1 protein-coding gene is annotated in these 629 nt (G+C 63.4%); it reads right to left on the bottom strand.

Annotated features, from left to right (window positions below; translation table 11 throughout):
* Nucleotides 1–629, bottom strand: a 629-nt coding sequence (locus tag ACFO5K_RS26725; protein ID WP_378568601.1) for a beta-ketoacyl synthase N-terminal-like domain-containing protein, incomplete at both ends; no start/stop codon positions are given.

The following is a 629-nucleotide window of genomic DNA, read 5'->3' as shown; positions in this document are numbered from 1 at the left end:
CCACAACGCACCGCATCCGACAAACGCTCCAACACCAACACACCCAAACCCTCAGACCAACCAGTCCCATCCGCCCCCTCCCCATACGACTTACACCGACCATCGACCGACATCGCCCGTTGCCGTGAGAATTCCACGAACACAGTCGGTGTGGAATTCACTGTGACACCGGCCGCAACAGCCATCGCGCACTCTCCCCGGCGCAGCGACTGCATCGCCAGATGGATCGCCACCAACGACGACGAACACGCCGTATCCACCGTGATCGCCGGCCCCGTCAACCCGAACGAATACGCCACCCGACCCGACACCACACTGCCCGCCGAACCCACAGCCCAATAGCCTCCGAGGTCGGGGCGGGTGCGGGTCAGCAGCTCGTAGTCCTGATACATCACCCCGGCGAAGACGCCGGTGTCGCTGCCCCGCAACGACACCGGATCGATACCCGCATCCTCGAACGCCTCCCACACCCCCTCCAACAACAACCGCTGCTGCGGATCCATCGCCAACGCCTCACGCGGACCGATACCGAAGAACCCCGCATCGAAATCCGCAGCACCGGAAACAAACCCACCCGAACGCGTGTAAGTCGTACCGGGATGATCCGGATCAGGATCGTAGAGCGCCCC

The sequence above is a fragment of the Nocardia halotolerans genome, assembly GCF_042650145.1.
Classification (GTDB): Bacteria; Actinomycetota; Actinomycetes; order Mycobacteriales; family Mycobacteriaceae; genus Nocardia; species Nocardia halotolerans.
Note: the sequence above shows the minus strand (reverse complement) of the source record. Positions and strands in the feature narration are given on the sequence as shown.